The following is a 26,248-nucleotide window of genomic DNA, read 5'->3' on the forward strand; positions in this document are numbered from 1 at the left end:
CCCGTACTGTTTTTTTACAGCATGAAATGAGAAAATAAATAGAGGATTTTTCCTTGTGTATAAACTCGTTTTCTTGAGAGAAGAAATGAAAAGTATAAAAATTATTGTAGCTAAGAAATGTCTCGATTCAATTATGAAGTCTCACCTTGACTCGAGGGAGAAAGAAGCTCAACGGAGAGTGGTTGGCCTACAGGGAAAGGATAGACTAACTGAAACGTATAGAGCTATTTCTAGTGATATTGTATCTCTCAGGGAAGAAATCAATAAATTACTTACGAGTAATAATAATTTAAGAGAAGCAAACTTTAGTTTAGAAGGAAAGGTAAATAGAGTATTTGATCAACTAATTGTTGAAAATAAAAAGCTGGAAGTAGAGAAAGAAAGTTCAAGAACCTTAAGCAGTAGAGAAGCTGAGCTCATTCGAGAAAAGGCTAATGTTGAAAATGAAATTAAAAAAATAACTAATGAAAGATCAGATCTTTTAGATTTAAAAAGACAACTTGAGAGCAATATTAAAACTATCGAAGAAGAAACAAAAGAGCTTGAAAAGCATTCTTTAACCATTCAAAAAGATAGCAATTTTGCAAGAGAGACTTTTAATAAAGTAGAAAGTCGCTTCGAACAGAAAAGAACAATACTGGAAGTGAAAAGAAAAGAAAGAGAAGCTCAGAATCTATACCTATCTGAAATTGAAAAGGAATTAGCATCTCTTGAAAGTCGGTATGAAGAAATAGAGGATCAGTCAGTAGAAGCCAAGCTTGATCTTGAAAGAATTATCGAATCACAAGAGAAAGTCTCCAGTGATTTAAAAGCAATCAAAATCGACGCTTTGAAGGTTGAGGTGGAGATTGAAGATTGTTTAGAATTGATTTCAAACCAAAGTAAGAAAGAAGAAAATTTAAAGAGCGAATATTTAAAAAATAAAAATGATCTTGAAGAAAGAAGAGAGACTCTAAGAGCGGATAGAGAAAAACTAGATGATGTGAAAAAAATAGTCGAAGAAAAAAATAGTGAACTGTCACAGCTTCAGGTTGAGCTTGAAGGGTTGAAAGCTGACGGAGTTAAAGTTAATAATGATCTTAGAAAAAAACGAAAAGAGCTTGAAGAAGTTGAGAATGCCAAGACGTTGTTAGTTTCCAAAATAAATGATCAAGATAAATTCATTAGGGTACTGAAGGAAGAATCTTCTAAAGTTTTAAGTGAAGTTGAAAATACTCAGGAGATATATAATTCTAAGCTTGAAAAGTATGAGGAAAATGAAAAACTCTTGATTGACCTTCGTAAAATTAAGGATTGCGCTAGATCGAAAATAGAAAAAGAGAAGCAATCATTAGAGAAGATGGAAGTAAGGGGCTTGAAGACCTCTAGAGCGATTGAAAGCTTAGAGCAGGAGAATATTCTATTAGAGGGGAAGTTAGATTCACTGAGAAATACTAAAATATCATTGGAGACAAAAGTTCATAGTGTTACGGCGAGCTATGAAGAAGAGAGAGCTCAAAAATCAAAGAATCAGAAAGATATAACTATTTATGAAATAGAGATCGCTGAACTTAAGTCATCATTAAAATCAATAGAAGAGCAAAGGAATGCTTTTCAAGAGGAATATGAAAGAACTTGTGATGAATTGAATTCTTCAGTTTATTCTGTTGATATGATTAAAAATAGTATTGAAGAGAGAAAAGCTGATGTTGAATGCTTACAGCAAAGGACTAATGGGGCAGAAGAAGAAATTAAGTTGAAAGAGAATGAGTTGAAAAGAATGAAGAGAGATCATTGTTCAACAGAAATTAGCCTTAAAGAGATGGAAGAGAATTACGGTAAAGTTGAGAAGGACTTAGTCGCACTTGAGAAAAGTGTGGAGAGAGAAGCTGGAAAATATAAAAATATAAAGAATATCTATGTAGAAAAGAAGAGAATGTTTGAAAAGGCTCAAGAGCGAAAGACGTCTCTAGATAAGCTTCTTTCGAGGACTCGGAAAGTTGTAGTGACTGCAAATGACACTATTGTTGAGTTGCAAGAGCGAAACAATGCTGTCCTTGCCGAAAATGAAGCTAATGCCAAAGTTTATTCTGAAATGAATAAATCTCTAGCAAGGAAAAAGAGAGAGTTTAAAAATCTTACAGAAGAAAGTGAAGCTAATAACTTAAGAAAGCAAGAGCTTGAAATTAAGAATAAGAAAGTGAGAGAAGAGCTTGCTGAAATTGATGTTTATCTCGCTGTTGAGAAGACAAAGACCTCTAGGAATAACGATACTTCTAAGCTTGAAAAAAATAATGGCGAGCTTAGAAGAGAATTAGAGCGAAAAGAGAGAGAGCTTGCTGACTTGATAGAGTCTCGTGGACCTCAGAAAGTGATTAGAAGAAAATCTGGAATATGTTAAAAAAAGGACCTTTTAAAGGTCCTTTGGAAGCTTGTCTATCCCTCTTAGGCAGTCAAGAGATAAGAGTTGAGAAGTTATAATATAGGTTTTCCACTCGTGATTTGGTCTAAAACTTTTTGATAATTTAAAAGATTCCTCGCACCTCTTGGAGAATACTAAGTTTTTAAGTCGTCTTAGATCAACCATTTCTTTTTCATTCTCTGTTGTGTTCTTGTTGATTTTCTTTGCTTCTGAGTCAAGATAGGTTTTGGCGTCATCTCTTAAATAGTTCCAGTGACTTTGTACTTCCGAAGTTAGGTCGTAGCTTCCATCTTTAAAGTTAATGTTCCAAATTGTGTGCATGATGTCTAGTTTTTCTCCAGTGAGATTTCGAGGAATCCAGTATCTATCAATTTTATTCTTGTAAATAGTAAGAGTTTTTTCAAATAAGTTTGAAAAGTTTTTAACTGTAAGAGAATTTCGAAGTAGCGGAAATGTAATTGCTAAGGCATCAGATTCATTCATTGCAATATTCTGTAGCAATGAGAGCCTTGAGTCTTCTCTATTTGTTTTTAAGATGACAAAGAGAAGTAATACCACAATCGCGCCTATCTTTATGAAATCTAAAAAGGAGGAGAGGAAGGCCGTGAAGACAATTTTCTTCTTTTGGGTATTGAGAATGTCAATCTTATCAAGCTTGTTTAGTTGGTTGAGAGTTCCATCTGTAGACATTGTCTCAAGTTTGTTAATTTTGCTTAAGTATTCCAAGCTGGCAAGATTTTCAAGTTTATTAAGACTTTCAAGTTTAGATAGGTGATCAAGTTTTGATAATTCTCCTAATTCTTTTAACCCATCAATCTTGTCTAAATTTGATAAATTCTCTAGTCGATCTAGATATTGTAGGTCTTTTAAATTATCTAGTCCTCGTAGTTGATTTAGGGATTCAAGATGATCTAATTTTTCTAGATTATTAAGTAAGTCTAGCTTTTGAAGATTTTGTAGGTCATTACCTTTTTCCTTTAGGATTTGTAAGAAGGAGTCCAGGCGGTCTAGTTCTTTTAAGTTTTCTAGTTTCTTTAATTCTGTAAGATCATCTAACTTGTTAAGAGATTTAAGTTCATCAAGCTTATTTAATGAGGTTAGGTTATCAAGTTTAGAAAGGATCTCTAACTTTTCAAGCTTAGAGAGAGAGTCTAGTCTATCTAGTGATTTTAAGTTATCTAGCTCTTTAAGTTTTGATACATTACTTTCAAAATGTCTATTTACAAGTTCAAGATTCTTTAAAAGGTCAAGCTTATCTAAGGAGCTCAAATATTCTAGATTAGTTAAATCTTTTAAGTTATCAAGTTTTGTGAGCTTCGATAAGCTTTCTAATTGCGTAAGTTGAGAAAGGGATTGCAAGTTGTTTAACTTCTCAAGATTGTCGAGAGAAGACAGTTTACTCAATTCTCGTAATTCATCAAGCATCGAAAGGTTTTTAATAAGACCTGAGTCAATTAAATTATTTAATTTTGTGATTTGATCTACGAGATAGTCAGTACTCGAAAGATTAGGGTCTTTAATAACATCTTGATTTTCTGAGATCTCTGTATTACTCATTTTTGGCCCTTGTTAAACTAATTTTATAGGTTAGGAATTTATTTATTTCTTTCTTTGTTTGTGTTGAAAGGGTCTCATTTGTTTCATTCTTATACCTCATTACTTTGTTTTGAGAAGAAGTAAGATCTCTTTGTAATGAGTATTTAATGATAGGAAGTATAGTAACTTGAAAGAAGTGAAGACGATCAGTTTGAAGATAAAAAGAATTTAAATTATCAAGAATTAAATTCCAGTTCTTTGTGTACTGATAAAAATTCGATTCTACCTCTCCGCTTATTCTTGTTGATCTATTCATGATTTCATTGTTTGTATTGATAATATGATAAATCATGATAGGGGTGGCTTCTGAAAAAATATTACCAATTTTCTTTTGAAAGCAATAAAGTTCTGTCTCATTATTCAGTTGGCAAAGACTTTCTGTGTTTCCACTCTTAAAAAGCTTTAATTCTTTTGGATTATTGATGTCGTTGAAATTTAGTTCATATAGAATAGCTAAGACAATAAAAATTGAAAAAATACTGAAGAATTTTATTATCTTAAATATGGAGCTATTCATCTAAGTAGACTCCAAGACCTAATTTTATTTTCTTCTGTCCTTCATTAACTGGTTTAGCCACTTTTATTACAACTCTTCTGTTTTGAAGAATATTCCTCATGATTGGTTGACCTTTGTCGTCAGTATTCTCTGCCACAGGTTTTGATTCACCTTTTGAGATTGCTACTAAATTCTTTGCAGAGAAACCTAGGTATTCAAATCTTTCTAAGACTTTACTTGCTCTTATGGCCGCAAGTTCCCAAGAGGAAGTAACACTCTTGTTCTTTCTATGCTCAAATGGATCACTATGTCCTTCAATGATAACTTGATAGTTCGCATTCTTAGTTCTGATGATATCGACGAGCGTATCTAAAGAATCTACAAGTTCTTTTGGAAGTTTTGTTTGCCCCTCTGGAAATAAAACACTTCCTGAAAAAGTAATTGCAAGTTCAGAATTATTTAAAGTTATTTTAGACATTTTTTTAAGTGTAGGGTGGCGAGCAATTTCCTCATTGATTTCATTGAGCTTAATGTCAGAGCTTTTCCACTTTCCCTTGTTGAAACTTTTTGATAGCTCCTCTGCTTTTTGATTAAAGCCTACGGGATCGAAATTAGCAAAGGCCATCATGAGTATAAAGAAACACGCAATAAGTGTCATCATGTCGGCGTAACTTACTAGCCAACCTGAACTATCATCTTCAGCTTGTTCTTCTTGAAAATCTTGCATATCTTTCCTTAGGCTACAGTTTTCCAGTCAAGTCTATCTTTCGGGTCTAGGTATGAATTCAGATCTTCAGCAACAAATATAGGATTTGATTTCAACATTATATGTTTTATACCTTCAAGAATAATTTTATCTTTAGTATTCATTTGTCGTTGGATTTCTTCAAGGTTTTCAGATATTGGAATAAAGACTAGGTTTGCAATAATAACTCCATAGAGTGTCGTAATAAGACAAACTCCCATGGCCGGACCAATGGTTTTCATAGCATCTGCTCCACTTAAGTTTGCAAGGAGAACAACCATACCAATAGTTGTTCCCATCATTCCAAATGCTGGTGGGAATTTTCCAAGTGCCTTAATCTTTCTTGTTTGTTCTGATCTAATATAGGCCATCTGTTTTGCTCTTTTTTCAAGAACTTCGACGAGGGCAACCTTATCTAAAATTCCATCTGAAATAAGAGAAATACCCTCTTCAAGAAATTCATCTGATGCTTTTGAAGAGATTGATTCTAAAGATTCACCTCCTCTTAGTGCTGAACATATACTCATAACATTCTCGATGAGTTTTGTGTTATCAACCATTTTACCCATTAAGAAGTTTCTAAAAAATATTTTAAAAATAGCTCCTAATTTATTGAGCTGAAAGGCAATGCAGGTCGCTGCAAAAGTTCCCCCGATAACAATAAATAAACTTGGTCCATCAAAGAAGATTTTAAGATTGTCAGAGGACATTTTTAAGCCTGCCATGAGCACGACAGTGGCGATAATTAGTCCAATTAAAGAGAAAATATTCATAGATTTTAGTTCCTTCTTAAACTTTAAATTAGTTATTTAACTACGTTTCAAATTATATTTTATTGGACATTTTACTTACTGCAACTAGCGGAAAATATTAACTATTGCCTATTGTTTGACTCAAATAGTTGCCTATTGGGGTTGGGAGTGTCGTAAGGTTCGTGGGGTAAGCACAAGGAATATTTATCCATCTTAAGAAAATTAACACAAAGTGTTAAGATTGTCAGACACTTTAACGAAAAGTTATTGAGAATTATATTGCGCGAAATATCTTTCATTTAAAGGATTAATTTTGAAGAATTTCTTATCACTATTTCTTTCTATCTGCGTTGCCTCCTGTGTGGGGACGGTAGATGACAAAAATTTAGATACGACTAAGACAGCTATCTCCACAGAGAAGAAGCTAGATTTTAATGGTATTGTAGATGCTCAGGCAATTTCTGATTCTAGAGTTGCCGTATTCTTTAATGCTGTTGCAGGTGACCCAGCTGATTTTTCTTACCAAATTGTTGTTAATAATTCTCAAAATCCAATTAATGTCAGAGGAGATAGTTTAGAAGTAAATTCAGCAGGGCAATATACCTATATTGTAACAGATCTCTCTCCAGCAACTAAGTATGCATTCAATGTTAACGTAAGTGGTGCAGATGGTTCTAGTGGGGAAGGTTCACTAAATATTTATGCGACGACGTTTTCTAATAAGACGTGCGACTTTGAAGGGGTTTCTTCTGTTGATGTTCCTGCAGGTTCTGGAGGAAAAACATCCTTGGTTGTACGCTGGGTCCCTGCGGTTACAAGATCTACAAGTGTGGTTTATAAGAATATTCAAGATCCTTATAAGTATGTCATTTATAAAATTGATGCTTATGGAGGATCTGGAAATCTTTTTAATGACTCTTACAACAGTCCTGATAAAGAGGTTGTTGAAATTCCTGCAGGTGGAACAACAGAGTATCGTTTTCCTGGTCTCGATTCTGGAAAGAAGTATTACTTTGGAGTTAGATGTCTTCATGAAGGATATAAATCAAATCCATCATTATTAGTTGAGAAGAACTTAAAAATTATTTCTCAAACAACGAGGGATAATACAGCTATTTTTGATTGGCAACCAACAAGTGTGAATATTATTACTCCGAGTGGGAAAAATGGTGAGAAGAGTAGAATCTTTACTTGGGAATCAGCGGCGGGTGATTTCTTTAATTATAGATTGTACTACCAAGGTTATACAACTGACCCTTCTCTTGTTCCTGATCCATTTACCGATGTAACTTTGGCCGACCCAGAATCAAAGATATATAGAACAATTAATGCTGAAGATGTTTCTTATGAATTGAATTTAACAGATGGAGATAAGTATAAGTATTATCATATGAAGCTTATAGCATGTGCTACATCTCAGTGCTTAAGTGGTCAAAGAATTGGTATTGATTCGACTTATTTAATTACGAAGCAAATAATTCCTAAAATTGCTCCTTTTCAAGGGATCCAGAAAATAGAAAACCCAAAATCTGCTACGGCTGTTGATTCTATTTGGATTAAAGCTGAAGCGCCTGCGATGACGGAAGGACATGCTCATAGGTTAAATCTTTATTGCTTAAAGGATGGTGCTGACAAGTCTACTAGGTTCTTAAAAAGAGCGGATGGAACTTTTGGAACTGGTGCTGACGATAGAGGAAGTTGTGCAGATCTTACAGTTGCTGGAACAGTTCCAGCAACAGAAGCTCAACTCTATGCCTTTACGGAGCTGGAGATTAGTGGAGCTAAAACGGATGGAACAACTTATTGCTTAATGATGGTACCTGTTTTAGAAAATATAACACCAGCATATTACTATGAAGATATTGGTGGTGCCTCTATAAGATGTATTACACCTGAAATTGTTACTCCAAAAATTTATGAGTTTGCAGGAAAAGATTCTTGTAGTCTCATTGGATCAAGTAGTTCTCAGTTGGATGTTAACTGGTCTCAGCCTGGGGGGGGGATTTATAGTGGATACTATGTTTACTATAAGGATGAAGAAGTAGGAACTAAGTTTAATTTTGCTGCAGCTCTTCAAGCACAAGAAGATGTAGACGATTCTGAATATTTTACACCAGTTGATATCGCAAACCGGACAACGTATACAAGTCGACTTTCTAATCTCATCCCAGGGCATTCTTATGAGATTGGAGTTCTGACATATGTTGATGTTGGTGGTGTAAAAAAGTTTTCAGAAGGAAACCTAAATACCTATTCTTGTACTGTTCCAATTCCTGAATACTCATTTCAAGAGTGGACAGGTGTAATGGCCCTCGGTCCTAAAACAAATGAGCTCTATCCAAAGAATATGAATGCATACTTTGTTCAAGAGTCATTAGATGCAATGAATAGACCATTTGAAGTTTTAATGAAGGAGATAGGAACTCCTGCTGACTTTGATGAAGAAGCTGCCGATTCAACACCAACTTTTGGACTAGATAATGAATATGTAAAGACAGATCTCTACGGCAGTGCAAGTGAGTTCAATGGTACTTATGGTTCAACAACAAATTCTGAATTCATGAGTACTGCTTTAAAATATTCAAATACAGGGGTTATTAAATTCGCTTTTAAAGACGTCTTGATAAATATTGATGGAACAAGTGTAAATCTTTCCGATTATGCTATTAATACCATAGGACTTCCTGCTGCGAAGAAAGATAGAAAGTATGGTTATAAAATCTTAAGATCAGAAGATAATGGAACTTCTTGGGTTGATATTACGAAGGGGAATTTTGCATATCAGAATGCAACGAATGAAGGACTTGTTGTCGCTTCAAATATTCCTAAGGTTAGGCCTCATGCGGGAGAGGATTTACCGGCTGGTAATGAATGGATTATTAACTTTACGGACTATTCAGTAAAAGCTGAGAAATTATCATCGACTTATACTGAGAGAGCGAGAATCTATCAGTATAAAGTTGTTCCTATTTTTGATGGGAAAGAGTTAACGATGGTATCATCTTCCAATAATCCTACTCATAATATTATTAAGATTACTCTTCCGCCGCCGAATATGGCACTTGTTCATAGATGGATGGCGAATAGAACTTGGTGTCGTGAGATCGGAAGAAATCCAAATACTGCTGAAGGTGTAAACTACTCTTGCTCTTATTCTGGGCTTGGCTCTCAGGGGGTAACTCTTCCATGGAGACTAGGACAGACTGTTATTGACTTGGGAGGAGATTTACTTGTTGATAGATTTGAGCTTGGTTGTGGATTTTCAAGAGGAGATACTACTCAAGATCAGTCTTTAAATAAGAGTTCGTTTTCAGGTTCTCAATTAGACTTTGAAGGATTGAATGATCTTACTAGTCCGAGTGAGTTTAAAGGTTGTTATTACGATGAAGGCAGTGCTGCCTCTGATAATAATTTAGCTTCTCAGTTTAGTCGAGAGAATGGTGGGCAAACAGGTTCGAGATATTCTCAAATGGTAAGAGGAGACTGTCTTGGTGACGGGAAGAATCTAGTTATTCCAAGAGAGTATTGTGATTCACCGATTAAATCTTTTGATGAAAACGTTTATTACCCAGGAAATGTTAATACGCCGGGAAGTTGTTCGACAGTTACTCATGCTGGAGATGGAGGAACAACCGCTTATAACTATGAAGAAAATAGTGTGCAGAGTCTATTTGCTTCAGTTTTCTATCAACGTTCTAAATATTCTTCTAGGCACTATGGTTTAGTAAATCCTCATTATACAGCACCAGACAGTGCAAGACTTACCATAAATGGTGATGGGTTTATGAATAACTGTATGATTAATCTCCCTTATATAAATGGATCTGGAAAGTATAGACCTAGATGGTTTGGTACTTCGGCCTTAATGTCGGGAGTTAGAAATTCAATCACAGCTGTAAATAGTATTCTCTATAATAAAACGGTAGGTGAAGTTCTTGCGAATACAAATCTCTACAATTTATCTGATGTCGCCGCCCCTTCTCTTCCTGAGGGGATGAATTCAGATACTCCAATGGGAAGAGTCTTTTCAAGCAATGGGTCAGGGCTTCCTCCATTGGATGGAATGGATCAGGAGGATACTCATAACCTTTGCAGTACGTTTAATGTGGAAGTTGGGATAAAGGTTGGGAGTGACCCTTTTGCTTCCTTTGGGCAGAAAAAACCTAAGAGACTTTTAAGAAGAAAAGAATTTATTGCATCCTCTGCTTGGAGTGAATCCTTGGCCGCAAGAAATACTGCAAGTCCTTATAACGATGCGTCTAATGACGGTACAATTCTTCAAATTGAAGCTGAAGAATGCAATAGTAATTATAAAGGAGTCGATGCTGTTAGTGGTGGAGCTGACTATAATCAAATTGGAGAAGATATAAGGTCTAATTTTGGTTTTGTTGGAGCTACTTCGACTCGAGTACCACTTCTTACTGGAAGTGGTGTAAGTACGGGAGTAAATAGCAGTTCTGCAAAGTGTGTTAGTAAGTATGGAATTCAAGATTTAGTTGGAAATGTTGTAGAAAGTGTAAGTGATCAACTCTTTTGTTTTACTGGTGAAAGAATAATGTTCAATAAGACAAGTGCTGGCTTAGGTTCAGGTGATGCAGAGTGGACAGAGTATCCAGGATCTAGTTTTATAGAAGAAAATGAGTTTAACTCTCTCTTTCAGACTCCTTTTCTCGATACGATAAATACTGGAAGGTGTTCAGTTAATGAAGAAGGTGCGTCGAGAGCTTATGATGCATTAATTCCTGGTTCAAGTATCATTAATTCTATATTTACTGAGATAGGTTCAACTACAGTAAATCCTTTAGTTGTTCCAAAAGTAAAAAACTTTGATATTGAATCTCTTAATCAGGCAAGAAATGGAGATGGAAGCTTCTTAGACTTTGGAAATGATAGACTAGGTCCTAATTTGTCTAATTCTAATAATTTAAGTTCCGGAGGATACTTTAGTCATCTGCTGGGGCTACCTCTCTCCTGCTCGGGGACAGCTTGTAATGACTCTCTTGATAATGAAGTCATAAATATTGATGCAGCATTTGATACATCCGGAAGAACGCTCTCGTCAGTGAATGATGTTTCATTTGCAGATGGAATGATTTACAAATTCTCTCTTGGGAATTCTAGATTTACTAATTCGGGTACATTAGATGTTAGTGTTGAGACTAGAACTTTTGACCCTGCGACTATGGAAGATAATCAATCTTTTAATTATATTACAGACCTAGACTATAGTGGGGGAACTTGGACTGCAACAACTGCTGATGCAAAAGATAATGGAGGAGTTGTGGTGGCGAAGAGATCTCTTTTCTCAATTCCAAGAAGTGGAGCAGTACTCTCTATTCCTTCTGGCGGAAGCGTTTATGAGCAAAAAAGTGGTAGGTATACGGCAAATATTAAAAGAGTTAGTGGAAATATTAAGAGAGTTCTAAGTTCTGGAATGGCCGGGAGATGCTCTATTTTAATCAATGAAAATTAAATAAAAAATTAAATAAAGAATTAAATTGGACGTTAGTGATGAAATTCTTAAATTTTAAAATTTTTAAAAAGCAAAGCTTTCTATTGCAGATTCTTTGCCTCTTTGTTTTGGTTTCCTGTAATGGAGCAGGTGAATCTGGCGATGGGGTGACTATTCGCACCGGTGAAATCTTTAATAAAGCGAAGGTTTCGGTTGATAAACCTCTTGAGATTGGAGATATTATCACCGGTAGTGAAGCTGTTAAATATCTTATTACAATTAGAAACGATTCAAATTTTGAGTACACAGATATTGGTGTTGATTTTAAAGTCAATGGAGATGGCTTTAGTTATAGTAAAGACGAAGAAGGAGCCGATAATGGATTTCCTGGATACGGTGGAACATGTGGTAAGAAACTTTCTAGTAAATCAACCTGCTTAATTCGTTTAGAGTACTCTCCTCTTAGATCAGGTGAATTTGAATTTCCTTTCGTTGTAACATTCAAAAACCTTGTTGATGTTGAAAAGTATGACTTTAAAATCACTGCCACAGCAGGACTTCCTGCAAACTTAGTTTTTGAATCAGGGACAACTGTAAATAGTCTTGGACCAACAGAGCAGACGGATTCAAGTGTGAGATCAGCGCTCTTTATCGTAAAAAACACCGGTGGTTTAAGTGCTAAGAATATTAGTATTGAACTTATTGAGGATATTCCAAACTCAGAGAAGGGATACTCTCTAAATAATATAGACTGTCCTGATTACATGGGACCATCTGAGAGCTGTCAGGTTAGGGTAGACTTTTCTCCTAAAAATAATGGAGATAATGATGCTCCCGTTGACTATAGTTCAAATTTAAAGTTTAGCTATAACAATGAGCCCAATAGTGCACGAGTGGCATATCTAAATGCTTACTTCTCTGCCCTTTCAACTAAAATCCAGGGAGTGTTAACTGCTCCAGCGAGTATAAAGAATGTCTCATATTTAGATAAAGATGGTTATGCTGAAATTACTGTAGGTAAAACATTAACTAATACTTTCAAAGTGACCAATACAGGATATAAAAAAGCTCAAGTTAGAGAGATTCTGATTTATGATAAGGACGCTAATAACGACTACTCAGATGATTTATTGCTCGCAAGATGCCTGTTAGATTCGGGAACATTTAAATGCTTTAATCCTGACTTCTCTGGAGGACAAGTTGAAATATCTAAGACTGATGATAAATTTCCTTGGGAGATATTAGATACGAACAACTGTCTTGGTGGAGAGATTGCTGGACCTCCTCCGGGGGCGACCCTTGGAGGGTCGTGTATTTTTGACTTAAAATTTCACCCATCTGTAATGACTTACTATGATAAAGAGTTAGTTAGTGGGAATATGGAATATAATAAAACAGTTTCAGCTGAGAATTTAAAACTTAAAACTAGTTATGAAAATATTAGACTTGAGTTTCTCTATGATAGTTACTGGAAGTCTTTTGTTTGTGATGATATGAGTACTTACTTAACACCTTCTAAAAGCCTTTCATGTGTAAATGATAAAGACATGTTTAAGGTTTCAGCTGTAACTCAGTCTGCAGGACTTTTGGGGATTAAGAATAATGAGCTTGCTTATGGATTAGAAAAATTAACATTTTTTGAAACAGATAGAATAAACCCAATAGAAGTCGAAGATAATTATTATTTCTATGATATTGGAAGGAGAGCCTTAATTCTTGATGAAGACTACTTCACGAAAATTTCTTTCTTAGTAGAAAATAAAGGCTCAACAGGACTTAGGGTTACTAAGGTTTATATGTATGATGAATCTAATAATGAAATAGCTCTCCTCGCTGACAATTCTTATAATAATTTAGGAAGCTATTTTAAGAATGTAAAAACTTCCTGTAATAAAGACCTTGTCATGGCCTTAGGCGAAACTTGCCAGTTTTCTGCTGATTTTGTTCCTCTCTATATAAATGAACCGGGATTTGATTATACAAGTTATTTCTATGATGACGGAAAAAACTATCGTTCTATTTTCTTTGAGTATGAGGATGGAACTTGTATCGAAGATAAGGGCGATGGAGCAGGTTATGTAGACGATGCAAATCATGATTATTGTTCTGAGGAAAAGTCTGGCGTCAAGAGAACGAAGAGAAGTATAGAGTTTAGAGTAAAAGGAACTCTTATTCAAAAGGGAATGCTTGCTTTTTCTAAAGATGCCTCAGCTGTTAATGCAAACCTTATGCATTATGACTTTGCTGAAGATGGGGTAAGAATCGGAAAGAATCCGAATCGTGTTGTCGTGGGGGATAGTACAAAATACCATGAAGTTAAAATAACAAATGTAGGAACAGGTCCTATTCCATATATTAAATTTAAGCAATTTAATCCTCTCTTTCCAAATGATGAAGAAACATATCTTCTAAAGCAAACCGACGAAAGGTTTCCTTATGAATTGGTAAGTATGCCTCCAGGTCCTAAGAAGGATTGCTTGACAATATTTGATAAGAGGAATTTTAGTGTCGAAACACTTGATGGAAGCAGTAACCCGACATCTTATTTATTTGATACCTTCTTGTATATGAAAGAAGGGGGAGCGATACCTGCAAGAAATCAAGGGGCTGATATAAGTTTAATTAGTGACATTCAAAATCTTACTAATTCAACCCATCTTAATTCTGGAGAATCCTGTTATCTTAGAATTCATCTTTCGCAGAAGGAGGAGGCAAGAAGAGTTCAAATTGACCCTGATGCAACAGAGACTTTGCTTTTTAGGCTAGAGAAGGAAAAAGCTTCGGGTATTAATCCTGCCGTAAAGGCGTACGACTTAAAAGACTTCTCCCCTTGGGGCGTTGGGTGGGCACCCAGTGAACTTTCGTTTGAGTACTTTAATGGAGATTCATCTGCGCCTAATGATGAGCAAACAGTGGTGGGATTAGGGTCTTTAGAGACAATTACTGGGCCAGAGGGAAATGATAACTATAAAGTGCATGTTAATTATACTTCAAAGGGTGAAATAAGACCTCTGAGCGTAGGGCCTTTTCAAAGTGCAGTTATGTATAGGCCAGACTACTATATTACAGAAGTTCCATATGACTCATCTTTCTTTAGTCCCGAGCCAGCCGATTATGAGAATTTGGCGCAACTTGATAATAATGCTTTTGGGCTAGACTTTATAGATGAGCTCTTCATTTTCTTCCAATTTAATTCAGCATCTCCTCTTGATAGAGATTCAAATGTTATAAAAAGGTTTCCTAATATAAAGAATAAAGCTAAGTCATTAAAGCTTAGTAATCAGGATGGAGATGGAACTCCACATTTTGAGTACTATGTGCATTTTGGAACTTTTGAAGCAGGGAGTACTCATAGCGGGTTGAATCTAGCTCTTAGCTCTCGTGGTTTATTAACGGGTGTATCAATAGATTATGATAGTGATGCTGGAACTCTCGATGATCCTAGTTGTGGAATTTCTGAAGTTTCGCCACTGAACAGTACTCTTAATGAGTTCACTTATACTCCGAATTTTTCTGCAGGAGATGTTTCTATTTGCGTAAGAGTCTTAAAGATTTCCTATGAAAATGGAGTGATTCTTCCAAATCTTTCAAAAGAAGTTGAAACTTACAAGGTTATGTTAGTGGCTGAATCAAGAAGAAATAGTTCTGTCCCGAACACTGCATTTAAGTATAGGGATTATAATGCAGATGGAACAGAGATACTTCCTGAGTCTTGGGCTCCATTTACTGTAGGAATGAATAATGATTCTTCTCTTGCTGCAGATTTGAATTTTGTTTCAATTGTAGAAACTGAAGAAGCTCCAGGGACAAAGGGTCTTTTTTACGCAAAGAAAAAAATAGAAATAGAAAATTTGGCGGGAAGTGCAGACTTAAGAAATATTAGAATTTATTTAAAAGATAAGATTGGGCCTGAGGATTATGGTGCATATGTTATGACAGATTCTACTGTTGTAAATAATGGGCTAAAAATTGAAAATGGTAATAATTGTACAGGTGGTGGAGTTATTTTATCGGCTGGAGGGAAGTGTAGCTTTGATGTCACTTATAATCCGACAGGAGCTTCTGGAAGTACTGCGGACTTCTTCTTGGTAATAGCTTATGACCTATTTTCTGGAACAGAAAATGGTCTTCCTGTAACTCAAAGGGTTGAGAAAATTGTAAACTTAGAGCTAGCAGCAAATTTTCCTGCTCATGCAAGTGCTGTGGCCTCCGCGGATTATGAAGTTCAAACTGCTGCCAATGGGGTAGACCAAACAATAAAGGTTGATTATGGTAATATTCAATTAACTTCTTTCGAAGCCACTAAAATCTCTTCTGCTAAAAGTATATTTATTAAAAACACAAAGAGTTTAAATGCTTCATTATGCAGACAATGGCAAATTTATCAATATGATGATTTTAGTATTAATGCAGATGTTTCAGGTTATCTCCAAAATAAAAAGACTTTTGTTAATGGTATTTCAGAGTTATCAGCTCCAGGAGATTATTCTGTTGATACTAATAGAGGCTATATTTATACAAAAGATATTGTAGGAGGCGGAGATATTGTAGATATTAGTGTCACTTATAAAGACGAGCCGGCTCGGAATATAACCTTTATTACAGGTGAAAATAAGCATAATATCTCTTTCGATAATACGAAGTGCCTTCCGGTTCTTTCTGATGATTATGCTATTATTCTTGATACAAGTAAGATGAGGATTGAAGCTCATAAATCTTGCTTGTATGGAAGTGCGACTCCAAATGAAACAAATATAACTTTAGGTTTTCCACAGAATTTTACTTGTGAGTTGCGAACCTACTATAAGGCTGATTTTAGAGATATTTATTTCTCTGAGAGAAATCAAAAATACGGTTATGAGATTCGTTCAAATATGGAAGGTCAGTGCGAAGCTATTCAGTACTTTTCCTATAATAGGGAAATAAAAAGTTCAAAGGATATTGAAATATGCTCTAATGCATTTGTTTATCCCGAAGTTAATCTAACGGCTAATGGTGCAAATAATTGGATTAATATTGAGTCTGAAAATATTGGAGGATCTTTAAAAATTAAATTAAAAGTGGAAGAAGCATCATATGATCCAGGTACTGTTTGGGGGCCAATTACAAGTTATGCTCTTTATATTAAGCCAAAGGCAAGTACTTTAGAAAAAATTTATAAGAATGAATTTCAAACAATTACGACAACTGAAATAAAAGATGCTAGTAATATCTCATACTTTAAAGTTTTAGAGCCAACGTATGATACTCCTGGTTATTTAACCGCGGAAATCACAAGTCTTCCTGATGGTAGTCCGTTAATTCCTGGGTTCTATTATCAATTTAGAGTTTTTTCTATTCGAGAATTAAATGGAGTGAAGTATCTATCTGATATGGGTTATGATGTTATTGATATTTTAGTTCCACCATCTAGTACATTCTACGATTTTGCAAACAAGAGACTGGTAGATACCGAACCAGTAAAAGATATTTCCGGAAGTGTGTACGAAACGTATACTCGTTCAGATGCTATTGCTAAGTGTGCTTCAACTAAGTATACACTTACAAAAAATGGTCTACCTTCAGTTGTAAATAAGAAATTATTCACTTCATCAGAAATTAAACTTATAAAAGAAAATGCTGAATTAGCTAATGATTATAATTATTGGGAGTTTGCTCACTGGTTGGGAGATAGTAAGAGAGATATTGAGACCATTTGGAACTCCCATACTTTAGACCCGTTTGACTCTAGTGTCTTTTCTTATTCTGGCTGTATTGGTCCATTTGATGGAATTTGTGGACAGAGATCATATTTACCGACAGATCCGACTCCTGAACCTGCCAATTTAATGTATAACCGTGCGTGTGGAGATGATTCTGAATGCAATAAGCTCTATTCAATATATGGTGCTATTGAGTTATTGAATCAAGATTTCTATACCTATGACGACTCGCTGGAGCTCAATGCAAGATGCTGGGCAACATTACCTTAGGTGTTAATATTTGTAATCATTTTGCCGATATGTAGTATGAAGGATTATTATGAGAGTAGATGGATTTAAAAGAAATATAATTAAACTTAAGAGTATTTATATTCTCCTGTTCTTATTGGTACTAACATCTTGTGTTGGAACGGTTGAAGATAAGAATGAGAAGACAACATTTTCAAGCGCGGGAAAAACATTAGAAATAAACTTCTCTGGTATTGAAGATGCTAAAGCAATTTCTCATGATAAGGCAGAGGTTTCTTTCTTTCCTGCATCTGGAGGTAGTGGAGACTATACTTATCTTATCTACAGAGATGGTGTTGTTGCTCCAATTACATACCTCGACGAATCTTTGGAAACAAATTACAAAGGGCTTTATAAAGTTACTATTAATGGACTCAAAGCGGATACTAATTATAATTTTGAAGTTCAGGTTCTTGATAATGAAACAACAGCTAGAAGTTTATCTACAGAACTTAGGGCAACTACAACCTATACCAAGCAGTCTTGTGACTTCTATGGTATTGCCAATGTTAAACTACCTCCAGGGTTAGATTCAACTTCAAGTATTATTGTAAATTGGCCAGAAGCTACAGTCGTAGGTACGCCAACAAAGCCATTTGATGGAGACCCTTATCAGTATGTTATCACGCTTCTTGACAGTGATTTACTTAGTGCAGATGATATGAATGATGTAAGTTTGAATGACTCAGATGGGCGCTTTCAATATTATCAACAAAGTGGGAATTCCAAGACTATTTATGGTCTTCAGCCAAATAAGAAATACTTTGTTCAAGTTCGATGTGAGCACGTAGGTTATACAAATAATAAAGGAGACCTTACCTATAAGGTCGAATCTAATACAAATATCTTAGATATTACAACTTCATCTGGGTCTGCAGGTGATCTTGTATTTGAAGATGGACTCTTTAACGTTAAATTAAATTCAGGTGATCTTGGGAAACAGAGTTTTATTGCGAGCTGGAAGGCTGCTGCAGGAACGTTTGATCATTATCGTCTTTATTATAGAGCAGGGGCATTGACAACGGGAACGGTTCCGCCTTTGTGTGTATATGACGGTACAACAGGAACGTATTGTTCAAAAATAGCATTTGATCAAACGACAGCTGTTGTTAGTGGATTAGTGCAAGATGCAACTTATAATGTTCAATTACTTGTTTGTGTTGATGCAAACTGTACCCCAGAAAATAAGAAATCAAGTTCTATAATACCTATTACAATGAAGCCATCTCTAGGTGTTTTTGGGGGAATTACTGGAATTCTTCGAGGTCAAAACACTAATGAAGTTAATAAAATGAAATTTAAGTTTGATACTCCAGATTTTTCAACAGGAGTCATTGATGGCCTAATTGTAGAATGGGTAGATAATAGTGCTGGTAAGATATTAAATGACCCTGATATATTAAATAATACGGGGATTAGTGTTAATGAAGATATTGATTTAACAACTGATACAGAAATTGAAATAGATGGCTTTAATCCATTTGCATCAAATGATTACTGTTTTAACTTATATCCATACATTTTAAATAATAGTGGTGTTCGTGAGTATACACCGGAAGGAAATCCGGATGTTACAAGCTATTGTATATCAACAGATCTAAATACAGGCGTTCATATTAAAATGCCTGATGATTTGGGGGCTACTTGTCTTCCAACATCTTCGTACTCTATAAGGGTCGATTTTTTATCACCACTTTCGGGTGTGTTCTCTCATTATGAAGTCTTCTGGAAGAAAGGGAATTTGGCTTCATTTAATTTAAATGATGCCATTGCAGAAACTGCAGGATATTCTAGAATATTAGTTCCAAATACAGATTCATCAGTTGAGCTTGCACCACTTCTTTCAGGTCAAAATTACACGATTGGAGTTGTCGGTTACTATTTCGGAGCAGACGGTAATGTATATCGAACAGCGCTGAATAGTTCAACAGTTTCTGAATGCACGACATATTGAGAAATGTAGCCCGGAAAAGTAAAATTTCTTACCTTTGCTGTCTTTTCTTGGGCAAATTTTCCTAATCTAATCATATTTGCCGACTACTAATAAATTCCTATTTTAGATAGAATTTATTCAGCATGGTATACGTTAAGAAAATAACCACATTCTTTCTTCTCTCTTTTTTCTGTCTTTCTCCAGTCTTTGCGCAGAAGTATGGGAAAATATTTCTCAATGAAGATGGAATACATTTACTTAATGGACAGGAGAGAAATTACGTCAAAAAAAGTGTTTATGAAGTGGTTTATTATACAGGCGTCTTTGATTTAATAATCGGTAAGTATAAGAAGAGCTTAAGCAAGGAAGAGTCTTTCTCCATTGATATTAATATAAATGCAACTTCTAAGGATCAGCAATTTGCCAATGTGAAGCTTGGGCTTAGAGAGATGAAGACAAATAAGCCTATTAATATTGTTGAATCAAAAAAAGTTCCAAGAATTAAGCTTCAATATACAGTACGAAAACTCCTCTTTAAGCTATTTTATGAAGAGAACTATGATGAAGAGAATGATCGGGTAATAAATAATAAGGTTATTCCTGTGACAAGTCAGATCACTCATCCTTCTGAACCAGACTCGGTCAGTAAAGATCCTGAGCAAGAGACTAGTGAGGGATCACCTGTAGAGGGGATGGAGGAAGCAATTGTTGCTGAAGAAAGTGCTAATGATCCAATTGAAGAAGAGGAAGAGGATAAAGCTAAGAAGGTAAAGAAAGATAAAGATAAAGAAGTTAAGATATCAAAGTTTGATTCTCCAGATATTGATGTCACGGTAGAGCAGGAAGTAAAAATTTTTAAGCCTACATCTTTTGAAGTTCATTCTAAGTTTTATGTAAATTTGGGGCAAAGTACGGATGCAACGGAGTCTTCCACAATTATTGAAACAAGAACAGATACCAAGCAATTGAGATTCGAAATTGGAAGTCGGTTTCAAATAGGTGACCGTAGCGACTATTACGATATAGGGTTAAGTGTCGGACAATTATTGGGTGAAAATAAGTACCAGTTGAGTGCAGGATTTAAATTTCATCTTGAGTATGCTCTAAATCTTTATAAGAGAAATTTATATATTATTCCATCTATAGAGTACGAAACTCTTTCATTTGCCGATCTTAGTACAAAAGGGGATGGTATTGTACCATGGAATAATAAATTAATGTGGTTTGGTGCAAAAGGAAGAGTAAGTCTTTTCAATGATAGATTGGAAATTTCTGGTGGCTATGCAAAAAGTTTTATTGGTGATTCAGATCTTGGAAAAAAGAGTGAAACTTTTCCAATTGAAGGATCTAAAGTAATGGTTGGAGCGATGACCAAGGTTTACAAGAAATTAGGTATAGGTGCTGCTTATAATATCGTTAGCTTAACAAGTAGTGCTAGTAGTTCATTTAAAGCAGATTATGAATCTTTTCAAGTATTATTAACATATAGGTAATTGATGGAACTAAAAGAAAAATTTGAATTTATTGAACGAGTCGCAGATGTAAAAGTATGGGAAGAAAAAACTACTCATATTTTATATCTTGGAGAAAAGCCAAAACTTGTTGCAATGAAAGAGAAAGTTAATGATACATTCTTCGAAGTAAAGAAGTTTCTTAAGATGGTTTCAAAGTCTGAAGTTGAAATTGATTTTACTTGTTCACCTGTAGACTCAATAGATGATTTGAATGAAATAACGGCAGATCTTTTTGAGCTAATGAAAAAGTGTACTAAATTAATGTCCATTGAAGGAATAAGTTATCTTGTAGAAGTGAATCTATCTTATGATCTGGAACTCTTCATTTCTGGTGAAGTTAAAGAAGGATTAAAGAGCGTGAAGTCTTTACAGGAAAAGGTTCCTGTAAGCGATCGACTAAGAACAACTCCAAGACTTTATGGAAAGAATGGAATGTGGAAGAATTTTGTTGTTAAATGTGAGTTAGAAAAATTTAAAATATCTGAAAAAACAAAAAGTAGAGGACTAGAGTTATGATTATGATAAATAAAATCCTAAACAATTCATTGAAAACATTTATTGTTTTAGCTCTTATTCTTTCAAGTTCGTTAGCTGACGTGAAGACTCAGAGGATAGATAAAGTTTTAAATAATACGATGACTATCTCGATGGAAAAGTTTTTATCACTAACAAATTATCTCGAAAGACATAATTATATTTATAGGCATGACGCTAGAGAAATTCTAGCCGTTTTTAATACGGTAGATCGGGTTGATATTGATCGCTTAAATGAGTTTGGAACAACGATTGATAGTCTTAGAGAGGAGATCAATAGGAATCCAAGAGTTAAAATTGATGTAAAGGAAAGAGTTGAAACGCAGGTTAATGAAATTCTGGCCATGATTCAGCTCGCCCTAAGTAAAAGGGATTCAATTTTTAATGTTGATAGGATTAATCAGCAAATTGCAGTCGCAGAGCGTAAGCTGGCAGATGCTAAAAAAGTTCGAGAATCTTCAGCTAAAGTGATTGTAAAAAAAGAAAAAGCAAGTGCTACTCTTCCAATTGGTCTTGGGGCTTTACTAATTATTTCATTTGCCATCTTTGTGTACGATCGCAGAAGATTGGGCGTAAAAATAAAAAGAATGAAAAAACAATTATCATTATCTTTTAAGAAAATTAAGAGTGTTGAAAAAGGAAATACTTTAAGTTCAAGTTTTGTGAAAGTTGTTGAAGCTTTAGATTGTCCCATATCAGTTGTAGTAGATTTAAAAGGAAATATACTAAGCTCAAGTAAATCATTTGAAAGAATGTTCTCTAGCTATTTTAATTTAAAGAGTGATAATTGGGATACTTTTTTTGAAAACAACTTCTATTTAAGTAAAAACAATGACAATAAACCAGGTAATTATAAGTTTAGAAAAAATGGTTTTCTAAATATTAGTGTAACATCTCAACTTATCGCTTCTGAAGAAATCAGATTTTTAACTTTTTCTCTAATTGATTCTGAAGAGTTAATGGCGATAAAATCTTCTGATTTGTCTAGGTTAAATAATGGTGTTTCATCGGCAAATGAAGTATTTGAAAATGCACTAACTAAATTTTCTAAAGTACATCAACTAAATAATATCGTAATAGATCAAAAATCTTTTGAAGGTGAGATTGCAACCTATTCTCATGTTGAAAATCTTCAAGAGATGTTCTATCGAATGCTTCAGTTTGCACAAGTTTTTGATTCTGAAATGAATAATGAGAGAAGAATTAACATGAAATTAGAGAGAGTCGAAAGTGTTCTAAAGCTCTCTGCCGTAGTTGAAAATACAGAATTCAATTTAGATTCAAATAGCAGAATCAAAGATGGGATTAGAGAGCTTTCTAAGTTTGTATCGGAAGCTGATGGAGAATTTAGAGTCTATAAAGAAAGTATTAGAGAAAAGACAAATGTTGTTTTTGAGTTAAACGTATATGATTCCGAAGTTGCTTTTGAAAATAGAATAACAACTGTGGTGGAAAATGAAAGTCTTAATTAGTCTATTTCTTTTGATTATTTCGAGTAATTCTTTTGGGAAAGACTTTTCCGGAATTACATCCTATTCAATAGGGATGGTAAATATTGGAGTTACTGAGAATGAGAGTTCTTTAGAATCCACTGATGAGAATGTTACTCCTGGAGAGGAGAAGAAAAGTTCGGCTAAAGCAGTATCAGCAATAAGTTTTAACTTAAATTATGAATTTAGCTTTAAACAGAAGAGATCTTACTTTGTAAAGGCAACAGTCCCTATGATGACTGCAGATGGTGCAGGTCTCTTTCTTGGAGGCGTAGGTTTTAATTGGTATTTAAATGATTTAGGGTCTATTTACAGAGCAAATATCGGCGGTAGTGAAATTGTTATGGTTCCAAAGTTTAGATACTGGTGGGGAGCTAATGCTGGAGTGGGTTACTTATTATACAATACAGAGTCGGCTAAAAAAAGTGATATCATTTTTGATTTAGGTATTCATGGTGGGGCTGGTTATAACTTTGGTGAGAAGTGGGGAATGAAGGGGGAGGCTATTGTTGGTCGTGGGACTGGTGTAGCATCCACTACTATGAATATTAGAATGTTCTTCGGTGTGACTTATTTTATTTAGAGGAAATATGAAAATTATCTACTTATTAATAATCTCTTTTCTTAGTGGGAATGTATTCGCTGGAAAGGTAAATTTAACTTCTACACCTGAAGGTGCTGAAATTTTTGTTATCAATCAGAAAGCAGGAAATAAAAGGGCCATAGGTAAGACTCCTTATGTTGCTGACTTTAATGCTTTTATGACAGAAGTGGGACCTAATGAATCAATTCAGGTAAGTATCTGGAAGCCTGGTTTTGAAGAATTTAATATTATTGTTCCTCCAATAACAGGATCAGATGTACGAATTAATGCAAACCTGAGAGTCGAGAAGAATATTAAACTTACTACAGACTTTGATTTTCTTGTTTCAGACCTTTTTGATGCTTTAAGGATGACTAGATTGAAGGATTTTCAGTCCTCTAACGAAAAGCTTGATTTACTTATTAAAAAATTTCCTCACTTTAGTGTTGTTTACGAAATGAAAGGAATGAACTTTTATTTAAATAAAGATTTTAAAAGATCTTTGAACTTTTATAAAAAGGCTTTTTCTGTAAATCCAAAAAATAGAGAAGCTTATAGAATGATGACTTACTTAGAAAAGAAATTTAATATCAAAAGCCAGGGAATATAGCATGTTTAAAAGACTTTTTGCTTTAACAGTAATCTTGATTTGCGGACTTAGTTTTGCTAATTCAAATGATTTGCAGCTAATGCCCAGCCTTGAATGGCAAAAACAAAATCTAGAAGAAAATATTCATTCTAAAATAGATCGTATTTTAAAAAGCGTAATCAAAAAAGATCAATATAATATTGATGTTGAAGTATTAACAAAGTCTCAATCTGAACCTCAATTCTATGACTCTCAAAAAAAGAATAAACCTCTTGGAGGCTTAAGTCGTTCTGGAGATATTACGAAATCAGAGGCCATTGAAAAGAAGAAAGAAGAGGAAAATCCTGAGTTAGAGAAGGTTACCTCAAAAGCACAGATTAAATTTGACGATGTAAATCCAGCAGAAGAGTCGGAAGATATTGTGACTTTTTCCAAATTTGGTATTCAGGCGCCTTTAGTCGATGATTTTAAAGATTTTCAGCCTGATGGAAAAATTGTTCTTACAATGCAGAGCTCTGATGATGGTTCTAGAATAAAAAAATTAAAAGAAGAATTTCAAAGAAAAGAAGATGATTTCAAGCATAAGTTAAGAGAGATCCAGTCTGCAAATAATATATCTCCAGTAGAACAAATGTGGAAATACAATAATAGTGTTGATGTATTTAAAAATCTAAAGGCAGTTAATATAACAATCAGGCTTAGTACTGCACTTAGCTTAGAAGTAAAGCAAGCTGTTAAAAACTATGTAAACTCTATAAGATTTAATCTAGGAAAAGTAATTCCAGTGATTAAGTTCGAAAATGCTCTCTTAGGTGCTGACACAAATATTCCTACTCGAGAAGACAAGATTAAAGAAATACTTAATTACTTTGGTAAATTTAGTACTTTAATTGGAGTTTTAGTTGGAATGATACTACTTGGATTCATTGGTAAGAGTCTTATTAATAAGTTCTTTGAATTGAGTGCGGCACAAAGCAATGCTCAAACGGTAAAGCTTGAAGGACAGCAGGATCATAATAAAGATGATGACGATTCAAGTGAACCAGGGGCTCCTGTTATTGGAGGTGAAGCTGGTGGTGCAGGAGATTTGACTGGTGAATATTGTGGGGTTGAAAGATTTAAATCTTATTCAAAAACCTCAGCCAAGGATGCAGCTCTTTTAGTGAAAGGATGGTTACAGCTAAATACGAAACAGTCACAGTCTGCTCTGAGAGCTCTTGTCCAACAATTAGAAAATGTTGATTTGTCTGAAGTGTTTTCCATGTTAACAGATCGAGAAAGAAATGAGTGGAAAGACTTATTGAATAAGCCATTAAGTACTGCAGAACTAGCTTCAGCTAATAAATATATTTCAAATGAAGTTGTACAGAGAATAATTATTCCTAATGTTATTACGGACCCTGAAACATATGACTTAATTATTAGAATTAGACCTGAGCAGGTATCAGAACTAATTGAGAAAAAACCAGAGATTAGTAGTGTATTGTTAAACGTTTTAAATACAACATTCTTAAATAAAGTCTTGAGTCACTGCGATGAAGAAAAGAGAGGGAAGATCGTTGACTCCGCCTTTGAAGTCAGAGAGCAAGATATTATCAACTCTCAGGATAAGTTAAAGGAAGTATTACAAGAGTATGTACAGACATTTGATAAAATACCTTTCATTGATAAGGTTATTACTATCTTGCCAGATGCAAGTCTTGATATAGAATTGTCCCTTTATGAGAAGCTGCATAAGAATACTTCCGTAAAAAGAATTAAAGAAGTTGGTATGCTTTCTTTCCCCTCTTTTTTAATAGAGAGATTTGACGAAAAGAATTTAAAGGCAATATTAAGCGAGTATGATCTTGAGAAGAAAGTGAAGATGCTTTTAACAGCAGATGAAGATATTAAGAAGAAGTTCATGGATATTTATGCTCCGAGTGGATCAAAAGCAAACGATTTATTGAGTCTCGAATTTGAAAACTACGAGAAAGATGAAAGAGAGCTTGAGAAACTTATGAATGATAAAGATGCTCATTGGAAGTCTTTCGTTGACTATGTAAGAAAGAGAATAGTGAAAGATAAAGAATTATTAAACGCAGCAGAAGAAGCTATTGACACGTGGACTCATTCACTGGGTGGGGATTCTAGTTACGATAATGTTGAAGAGCTTAAAGTTGCTTAGTTTTTA

14 protein-coding genes are annotated in these 26,248 nt (G+C 34.6%); 10 read left to right on the plus strand and 4 right to left on the minus strand.

Going from position 1 to position 26,248, the window contains the following annotated elements; translation table 11 throughout:
* Positions 1-85: 85 nt before the first annotated feature.
* A complete protein-coding gene (locus tag CES88_RS10865) occupies positions 86-2,380 on the plus strand; it encodes a hypothetical protein (protein ID WP_290734247.1) in 2,295 nt (764 codons plus the stop codon).
* 12 nt (positions 2,381-2,392) lie between these two features.
* Here CES88_RS10865 and CES88_RS10870 read toward each other — a convergent pair whose 3' ends face one another.
* From CES88_RS10870 to CES88_RS10885, 4 genes are read right to left on the minus strand one after another with little or no spacing between them, the layout of a single operon-like run.
* The gene (locus tag CES88_RS10870; RefSeq protein WP_290734249.1) at positions 2,393-3,958 is read right to left on the minus strand and encodes a hypothetical protein; all 1,566 of its coding nucleotides are present in this window, start codon (positions 3,956-3,958) and stop codon (positions 2,393-2,395) included.
* Entirely contained in the window at positions 3,951-4,514 is a 564-nt protein-coding gene (locus tag CES88_RS10875) for a hypothetical protein (protein ID WP_290734251.1), read from the minus strand. The genes CES88_RS10870 and CES88_RS10875 overlap by 8 nt, the downstream gene beginning before the upstream one ends.
* Entirely contained in the window at positions 4,507-5,220 is a 714-nt protein-coding gene (locus CES88_RS10880) for a flagellar motor protein MotB (RefSeq protein WP_290734253.1), read from the minus strand. Before CES88_RS10880 ends, CES88_RS10875 begins: the two co-directional genes overlap by 8 nt.
* 8 nt (positions 5,221-5,228) lie before the next feature.
* Positions 5,229-6,011 carry a MotA/TolQ/ExbB proton channel family protein gene (locus CES88_RS10885; RefSeq protein WP_290734255.1) on the minus strand — a complete coding sequence of 261 codons (783 nt, stop codon included), beginning with the start codon at positions 6,009-6,011 and terminating at the stop codon, positions 5,229-5,231.
* A 292-nt stretch (positions 6,012-6,303) separates the two neighbouring features.
* Between CES88_RS10885 and CES88_RS10890 the strand changes: the two genes are divergently transcribed.
* The 9 genes from CES88_RS10890 to CES88_RS10930 all read left to right on the plus strand — a co-directional run bounded on the left by CES88_RS10890 (position 6,304) and on the right by CES88_RS10930 (position 26,242).
* On the plus strand, positions 6,304-11,463 hold the full coding sequence (locus CES88_RS10890; RefSeq protein ID WP_290734257.1) for a fibronectin type III domain-containing protein: 5,160 nt from the start codon (positions 6,304-6,306) through the stop codon (positions 11,461-11,463).
* A 38-nt stretch (positions 11,464-11,501) separates the two neighbouring features.
* A complete protein-coding gene (locus CES88_RS10895) occupies positions 11,502-17,414 on the plus strand; it encodes a hypothetical protein (protein WP_290734259.1) in 5,913 nt (1,970 codons plus the stop codon).
* 49 nt (positions 17,415-17,463) lie between these two features.
* Positions 17,464-19,386, plus strand: coding sequence for a hypothetical protein (locus tag CES88_RS10900; RefSeq protein WP_290734260.1), 1,923 nt, complete (start codon positions 17,464-17,466; stop codon positions 19,384-19,386).
* Positions 19,387-19,508: 122 nt separating this feature from the next.
* Positions 19,509-20,858 carry a hypothetical protein gene (locus CES88_RS10905; protein ID WP_290734262.1) on the plus strand — a complete coding sequence of 450 codons (1,350 nt, stop codon included), beginning with the start codon at positions 19,509-19,511 and terminating at the stop codon, positions 20,856-20,858.
* 3 nt (positions 20,859-20,861) lie between these two features.
* A complete protein-coding gene (locus tag CES88_RS10910) occupies positions 20,862-21,395 on the plus strand; it encodes a hypothetical protein (RefSeq protein WP_290734264.1) in 534 nt (177 codons plus the stop codon).
* A 2-nt stretch (positions 21,396-21,397) separates the two neighbouring features.
* Positions 21,398-22,885, plus strand: a complete 1,488-nt coding sequence (locus tag CES88_RS10915; RefSeq protein ID WP_290734266.1) for a hypothetical protein — start codon at positions 21,398-21,400, stop codon at positions 22,883-22,885.
* Positions 22,869-23,486, plus strand: coding sequence for a hypothetical protein (locus tag CES88_RS10920; RefSeq protein WP_290734268.1), 618 nt, complete (start codon positions 22,869-22,871; stop codon positions 23,484-23,486). Before CES88_RS10915 ends, CES88_RS10920 begins: the two co-directional genes overlap by 17 nt.
* A 7-nt stretch (positions 23,487-23,493) precedes the next feature.
* On the plus strand, positions 23,494-24,096 hold the full coding sequence (locus CES88_RS10925; protein ID WP_290734270.1) for a hypothetical protein: 603 nt from the start codon (positions 23,494-23,496) through the stop codon (positions 24,094-24,096).
* Position 24,097: 1 nt separating this feature from the next.
* Complete coding sequence (locus CES88_RS10930) at positions 24,098-26,242, plus strand: hypothetical protein (RefSeq protein WP_290734272.1); 2,145 nt, start codon at positions 24,098-24,100, stop codon at positions 26,240-26,242.
* The last annotated feature ends 6 nt before the right edge of the window (positions 26,243-26,248 follow it).

The organism is Halobacteriovorax sp. JY17 (genome assembly GCF_002753895.1).
GTDB lineage: Bacteria > Bdellovibrionota > Bacteriovoracia > Bacteriovoracales > Bacteriovoracaceae > Halobacteriovorax.